At 68.4% G+C, this 7224-nt stretch carries 5 protein-coding genes; all 5 read left to right on the top strand.

Annotated elements, in window-relative coordinates:
- Positions 1 to 1272, top strand: a 1272-nt coding sequence (locus tag PHX69_RS14225) for an SWIM zinc finger family protein (protein ID WP_288044526.1), incomplete at its 5' end; no start/stop codon positions are given.
- Entirely contained in the window at positions 1269 to 2840 is a 1572-nt protein-coding gene (locus PHX69_RS14220) for a DUF5691 domain-containing protein (RefSeq protein WP_288044524.1), read from the top strand. The genes PHX69_RS14225 and PHX69_RS14220, both read left to right, overlap by 4 nt.
- A 62-nt stretch (positions 2841 to 2902) precedes the next feature.
- Positions 2903 to 3988, top strand: a complete 1086-nt coding sequence (locus PHX69_RS14215; RefSeq protein ID WP_119012895.1) for an ATP-binding protein — start codon at positions 2903 to 2905, stop codon at positions 3986 to 3988.
- Positions 3989 to 4000: 12 nt separating this feature from the next.
- Entirely contained in the window at positions 4001 to 6433 is a 2433-nt protein-coding gene (locus PHX69_RS14210; protein WP_288044521.1) for a DUF5682 family protein, read from the top strand.
- A partial coding sequence (locus PHX69_RS14205; protein ID WP_288044519.1) for a VWA domain-containing protein occupies positions 6430 to 7224 on the top strand: 795 nt, incomplete at its 3' end. The genes PHX69_RS14210 and PHX69_RS14205, both read left to right, overlap by 4 nt.

The raw sequence follows: 7224 nt of genomic DNA, 5'->3' as shown, positions 1-7224 counted from the left end.
TTGACCAAACCGGGGCAATGGCCGCTGCTGGGCGCCAACGAAGCGGCGGTGTGGGGCGAATGCCAGGGCAGCAGCCGCTACCAGACACAGGTGGACTTGTCGGGGCCGTCGTTTCGCTGCTCGTGCCCCAGCCGCAAGTTTCCGTGCAAACACGGCCTGGCCTTGCTGCTGCTGTGGGCCAAAAGCCCGGCGCTGTTCCAGACTGGCCCGTCGCCCGCCTGGGTGAGCGAGTGGCTGGCCTCGCGCACCGAGCGCAGCCAGAAAAAAGAAGAAAAGCAGCGCGAGAAAGCCGCTGAAAAAGCCGCCGACCCCAACGCCGCAGAGGCTGCCCTGAAAACCGCGCAAAAACGCTGGGCGCGCATCGACAAGGGCGTGGCCGAATTGCAGCAATGGCTGCTCGACCAGGCTGCGCAGGGGCTGGGCCACCTCACCCCCGACAGCCAGGACGCCTGGGATGCCATGGCCGCGCGCCTGGTCGATGCCCAGGCTCCGGGCCTGGCGCAGCGCCTGCGCTACGCCGCTGCGGCGCTGTTCGATGGCCCGCACTGGCCAGAAAACGTGCTGCGCCGCCTGGGCCTGCTGCAACTGGCCTGCGACGCCGTAGCGCGGCGCACGGCCCTGGGCGAGGGCACCGTCGCCGACGTGCGCGCCCTGCTGGGCTGGCCCCTGGACAAAGACGCTGTACTGGCACAGGCCAGCCCCGTGCGCGACCAGTGGCAGGTGATGGGCGTGATCCAGGAAGAGCGCGAGGGCGGGCTGATGGAGCGGCGTGTGTGGCTGCACGGCCTGCACACCGGCCAGCGTGCCCTGGTGCTGGACCACGCGTTTGCAGGCCGTGCTTTTGAGCAGGCCTGGATGTGCCCTGCCACCGTGGATGCCGCACTGGCTTTCTATCCCAGTGCCGCGCCGCTGCGCGCGCTGGTGGCGGGTGCTGGCAGCGAGGCGGACGCGGCACCTGCCGCGCAGGGCGCTGGCACCAGCACCCCAGCGCAGGAGTGGCATGCCGTGGCCCGGCGCATGGCAGACAACCCGTGGGGCTTTTTGCACCCCTTGCGCTGCCATGACGCCACGATGGCCCACGACGCAGACCATTTCTACCTGCACTGGGGCACTGCGGTGCTGCCCTTGCAGCTGCGCCAGGCCGATGGCTGGACTTTGCTGGCACTGGGTGCCGGACACGCCCTGACCGTACAAGGCGAATGGGACGGCCAAGCCCTGCGCCCTTTGTCTGCACACAGCCCCGAAGGGGTCTGGATCTGGAGTCCCGCATGAGTCTGCACAGCCCTTCCCAGGCCACGTTGTGGCAAACCCTGTTGCCCGCTGCCATGGTGGGTACCGACAAAAAAACCGTGGCAGCCCCCCTGCTTGACGGGGCGGTGGGCGCTTTGCTGGCGCAGGTGCAGGCCCAGGCGGCGCAGCCCGCCCTGGCGCTGTTGCAAATGGCGGGCGTGCTGGCCGTGTGCGAGCGTGCCGGATGGCAAGGCCAGGCCCCTGCTACGCCGGGTAGCGGCGCTGCCGCCTGCGCCATCGGCCCTGAAGAGTGGGTGCCGCTGGAGCCCGGCGATCTGCACTCCTGCCTGCATTGGTTGCTGACCGAGGCACCGCAGCGCCTGCAAATTGAGCTGTTCCAGCGCCTGCACGCGGCACGCCGGCGGCTGCCGGTGGGGGTGCTGCCGCTGGCGCTGGATACGGGTTCGCGCAGCACGGCGCTGCGTCCATCGCTGGTGGCCGTGCTGGGCGAGCGCGGGCGCTGGCTGGCCCGCCACAGCAGCCACTGGCGCTATGCCATCGGCACGGCAGACAGCGCACCAGCGGCCACGCGCTGGCAAGAGGGCACGCTGGCGCAGCGGGTGCAACTGCTGCAAGAAGAGCGCGCCACCGATCCGGCCAGTGCCCGCCAGCGTTTGCAGGCGGCCTTGCCCGATTTGCCCGCCAAAGAACGCGCCGACCTGGTGGCGGTGTTGCACACCGGCCTGTCGGCGGACGACGAAGCGCTGCTGACCACCCTGGCCCAGCAAGACCGGGGCCGTGAAGTGCGCCAGAACGCGCGCGCCTTGCTGGTACAACTGCCCACCAGTGCGCCCACGCTGCGCGCCATCGCCCGCGTGCAAGTCTGCCTGGAGCAGGCTAGGCCCGGCGATTGGCGCCTGGAGCCACCCCAAGCCCCTGGCGAAGACTGGAAAGTCGAGGGCCTGGAGGCCGAGCGCCCCAAACACGAAAGCATGGGCGAGCGCGCCTGGTGGCTGTACCAACTGGCCCGGCAGGTACCGCTGGCGTGGTGGCCGCAGCACACTGGCATGGCCCCAGATGCCCTAGTGCAGTGGGCCAGCCAGGGCGACTGGCACGAAGCCTTGGTGCGCGCCTGGCTGGACGTGCTCAAGATGGCGCCCGAAACCGCCTGGTGCCATGCCTTCCTGGAGCACTGGCCGGGCAAGCTGCTGCGCGAATCCCCCGCCACCGTGCTGGCCCTGTTGCCCGCCGCTGACCGGGAGCCCTATTGGTTGCGCACCCTGCAAGCCATGGGCAAAGCGCAGGTTGGCGGACTGGACGAGGTGTTGCAGCAAATTGTGGCTGCGTACCCGCCCGGCCAGCACCTGTCGCTGGCCCTGTCACAGCAGTTGCTGGAAAAACTGCCGCTGTACTTGCACCGCTACTACCACCTGCCGCTGGCAGAGCTGTGTTGCGTGCTGCACCCCGATACGCTGGCGCCATTGTTGGCCCAGGCGCAGCAGCAGCACAGCGAAGACCAAGCCCCCGGCCAGGCGCTGGCGCAGGCCCTGCGCCACAGCCTGCCGGTGCTGTTGGCACGGCGCGCCTTTGCGCAACTGCCCGCCGCCTGAGCGGGCGCAACCCATCCATCACCTTTTTTTGTCCCTGGATTTGCCGCTTCCGAAAGATTGTCATGAGCACCACCGAAGCCCTGCGCCAACACGCTGAACACCAATTTGCCCACGAGCTGGAAGAGCTCCAGAAGGCAGACACCCACGCACGCCCCGCCAACTGGCAACTGTCGCCGTGGGCAGTGGTGTCGTACCTGATGGGTGGCAAGCTCGATAACGGCTTTGAGATCAGCGCCAAATACATCGGCAGCCGCCGCCTGATGGAGATTGCCGTGGCCACGCTGGCCACCGACCGGGCGCTGCTGCTGTACGGCGTGCCCGGCACGGCCAAATCGTGGGTGTCTGAGCACCTGGCAGCGGCTGTCAGCGGCAACTCCACCTTGCTCATCCAAGGCACCGCAGGCACCAGCGAAGAGCAACTGCGCTACGGCTGGAACTACGCCCAGCTCCTGGCCAATGGCCCCTCGGAAAAAGCCCTGGTGCCCAGCCCGCTGATGAACGCCATGCGTGATGGCAAGATCGCCCGCGTCGAAGAGCTCACCCGCATCCCCGCTGATGTGCAGGACTCGCTCATCACCGTGCTGTCAGAAAAAACCCTGCCCATCCCGGAGCTGGGCTCGGAGGTGCAGGCCACGCGCGGCTTCAGCGTGATTGCCACCGCCAACAACCGCGACAAGGGCGTGAACGAGCTGTCGGCAGCGCTCAAGCGGCGCTTCAACACCGTGGTGCTGCCCGTGCCCGCGTCGGAGGATGAAGAAGTCTCCATCGTCGTCAAGCGCGTGGGTGAGATGGGCCGGGCGCTGCAACTGCCCGCCGAACCGCCCGCCCTGAAGGAGGTGCGCCGCATCGTGCAAATCTTCCGCGAGCTGCGCAGTGGCCGTACGCTCGATGGCAAGACGCAGCTCAAGTCGCCCAGCTCTTCCCTGTCCACCGCCGAGGCCATTTCGGTCATCAACAACGGCATGGCGCTGGCCGGGCACTTTGGCGATGGTGTGCTGCACCCGCACGATGTGGCAGCGGGCTTGATCGGCGCCGTGGTCAAAGACCCGGTGCAGGATGCCGTGGTGTGGAAAGAATATTTGGACATCGTGGTCAAGGAGCGCGAAGACTGGAAGAGCCTGTACCGCGCCTGCAAGGAACTCGAATAACAGGCCGCTGCCGTGAGCAAAGTCCCCGAAGCCCCCAAAGTCCACTACTTTGGCATTCGCCATCACGGGCCGGGCTGCGCGCGCAGCCTGGTGCGTGCCTTTGCCGGGTTGCAGCCCGACTGCGTGCTGGTCGAAGGCCCGCCCGAGGCCGAAGGCGTGCTGGCCGCCCTGTTGTCGGAGCAGATGCAGCCGCCCGTGGCGCTGCTGAGTTACTGCCCCGACGAGCCGGCGCGCGCGGTGTACCACCCGTTTGCAGTGTTCTCGCCCGAATGGCAGGCGCTGCGCTGGGCGCTCATGCAGCAGGTGCCGGTGTCGTTCATTGATCTGCCCCTGGCGCACCAGATGGCGCTGGCCAAAGCGCAGGAAGCCGAGGTGGCTGCCCAGGAGGCTGAAGAGGCCAGCGAGTCCGGTGGGCCCGATGAGGCCAACGCACCCGCCGCCGCCCACGACAACGCCCCGGGTAGCGCAGTAGCGCCCGCTGCTGCCGATGGCGCGCAAGCCCCTGCTGCCGACCCCACCGCAGACCCCGAACCCGGCTACCGCACCGACCCTTTGAACTGGCTGGCCCAGGCCGCAGGCCACGCCGATGGTGAAAGCTGGTGGAACCACACCGTGGAAGAGCGCGGCGATGGCGAAGAACTGTTTGCAGCCATCGCCGAGGCCATGACCACCCTGCGCGCCGATCTGGGGGTGCAGGCCGAAGAATCCTGCCCCTACCGCGCCCGCCGCGAGTTGCTGCGCGAGGCCCACATGCGCCAGCGCATCCGCGAGGCCGTCAAGAAAGGCCACGAGCGCATTGCCGTGGTCTGCGGTGCCTGGCACCTGGGCGGCTTGCAAGCCAGCGTCAAGGCCAGCGCCGATAGCGCCTTGCTCAAAGGCTTGCCCAAGCTCAAGGTGCAATCGACCTGGGTGCCCTGGACGTACCGCCACCTTGCACGTGCCAGCGGTTACGGCGCTGGCATAGCGGCCCCCGGCTGGTACGAACACCTGTGGTTCAGTGGTGTGGCCGCTGACGCCGCGCCCGGCAGCGCTGCGCCGCGCACCGTGGGCTGGCTGGCGCGGGTGGCGCGCCTGATGCGCGAACGCGACCTGGACTGCTCCAGCGCCCACCTGATCGAAGCCACGCGCCTGGCCGATACCCTGGCCGCCCTGCGCCAGCGCCCGCAGGCGGGGTTGGAAGAACTGCACGAAGCCACCCGCACCGTGCTGACCATGGGCGACGAGGCTGCGCTCGGCTTCATTGCCGACGCCCTGCTGGTGGGCCAGCGCATGGGCCAGGTGCCGCCCGACGTGCCCACCGTGCCGCTGCAAAAAGACGTGGAGCAGCAGCAAAAATCCCTGCGCCTCAAGCCCGAGGCGCTGGAGCGCACGCTCGACCTGGATTTGCGCCAGCCCAACGACCTGGCGCGCAGCCACCTGCTGCACCGCCTGCACCTGATCGACGTGCCCTGGGGCCGCGTCAGCCGCACCGGGCGCGCATCGCGCGGCGGCACCTTCCATGAAATCTGGCGCCTGCAATGGCAGCCCGAATTTGTGGTGCGCCTGATCGAAGCCAGCCAGTGGGGGCAAACGCTGGAGGCTGCCGCCACCGCCGCCAGCCTGGAGCAGGCGCAGCAGGCCGAGCACCTGCGCGACCTGTCCGAGCTGGTCAACCAGGTGCTGCTGGCCGACCTGGCGCCCGCCGTGCAGGCCGTGACGCGCATCCTGGAAAACCGCGCGGCGGTCAACGGTGACACGCTGCAACTGCTCGAAGCCCTGCCACCGCTGGCCAACGTGTTTCGCTACGGCAACGTGCGCCAGACCGATACCGGCATGGTTGCGCACATGCTCGACAGCCTCATCGTGCGCGCCGCCATCGGCCTGCCGCTGGCGTGCAGCGGCATCGACGACGACAGCGCCGACAGCCTGCGCACCACGCTGCTGGCTGCCCACAGTGCGGTTTCGTTGCGTGATGCGCCCGAGCAAACGCAGGCCTGGCAGCGTGCCCTGCGCCTGATGGCCGACAGCACCACGGCCCACGAGCTGCTGCAAGGTTTGGCTGCCCGCCTGCTGCTGGACGAAGGCATCTGGCAGGCCAGCGACGCCGCGCAGGCGCTGTCGCTGCACTTGTCCAGTGGCGTCGAGCCGCTCCAGGCTGCTGCCTGGCTCGAAGGTTTTCTGAACCGCAATGCCATGGTGCTGCTGCACGACCAGCAGCTGTGGCAACTGGTCAACGACTGGCTGTGCGGTCTGGGCGAGGAGCATTTCGTCCACATCCTGCCGCTGGTGCGGCGCACCTTTGCCGCCTTCAGCGCCAGCGAGCGCCAAGACCTGGGCCAGCGTGCGCGCCAAGGGGGCCACAGCACGGTGGCTGCCGCTGCCCGCACCGCAGCGGTGCAGTGGGATGAGGCCCTGGCCGCCTTGCCCGTGCCACTGCTGCAAACCATCCTGGGAATCGTTCCATGAACACCGACACCGTATCCACCGTGGATGCCCCATCCCCCATCACCGAAGAAGAGCGCCTGCGCCGCTGGCGCCTGGTGCTGGGCGGGCAGGCCGAAGGCAGCTGCGGCAAGCTCTCGGGCCAGATGGCAGAAATCGACCAGGCACTGGCTGCGCTGTACGACGCCGACGACAAGGGCGGCCTGGGCAAATCCACTGAGCGCAAAGGCGGGCGCGGCAGCTCTGCGCCCAGCGTGGCGCGCTGGCTGGGCGACATCCGCAAATACTTCCCCACGCAGGTGGTGCAGGTCATGCAGCGCGATGCGCTGGAGCGCCTGGACTTGCGCAGCCTGCTGCTAGAGCCCGAAATGCTGGAGAGCGCCCACGCCGATGTGCATCTGGTGGCCAACCTGATCGCGCTGTCGGGCGTGATTCCGGCCAGCACCAAAGAGACGGCCCGCATGGTGGTGCGCAAGGTGGTCGATGATCTGCTGAAAAAGCTGGAAGAGCCCATGCGCTCGGCGGTGACGGGCGCGCTCGACCGCAGCCAGCGCAACCGCCGCCCGCGCCACAGCGAGATCGACTGGAACCGCACCATCCGCGCCAACCTGCGCCACTGGCAGGAGGAGTACCGCACCATCGTGCCCCAGCAGCTCATCGGCTATGGCCGCAAGGCACGCAGCCCGCAGCGCGAGGTGGTGTTGTGCATTGACCAAAGCGGCTCCATGGCCGCATCGGTGGTGTATTCGAGCATCTTCGGCGCGGTGATGGCCTCGCTGCCCGCCGTGGCGACCAAGATGGTGGTGTTCGACACC

The sequence above is a fragment of the Simplicispira sp. genome (assembly GCF_028687295.1).
Taxonomy (GTDB): Bacteria; Pseudomonadota; Gammaproteobacteria; order Burkholderiales; family Burkholderiaceae_C; genus Simplicispira; species Simplicispira metamorpha.
This window is presented reverse-complemented; position numbering and strand designations above follow the sequence as displayed.

Excerpts from the sequence above, each read along its gene's own strand:
- PHX69_RS14220 (WP_288044524.1), top strand. The coding sequence starts at position 1,269 with ATGAGTCTGCACAGCCCTTCCCAGGCCACGTTGTGGCAAACCCTGTTG.
- PHX69_RS14215 (WP_119012895.1), top strand. The coding sequence starts at position 2,903 with ATGAGCACCACCGAAGCCCTGCGCCAACACGCTGAACACCAATTTGCC.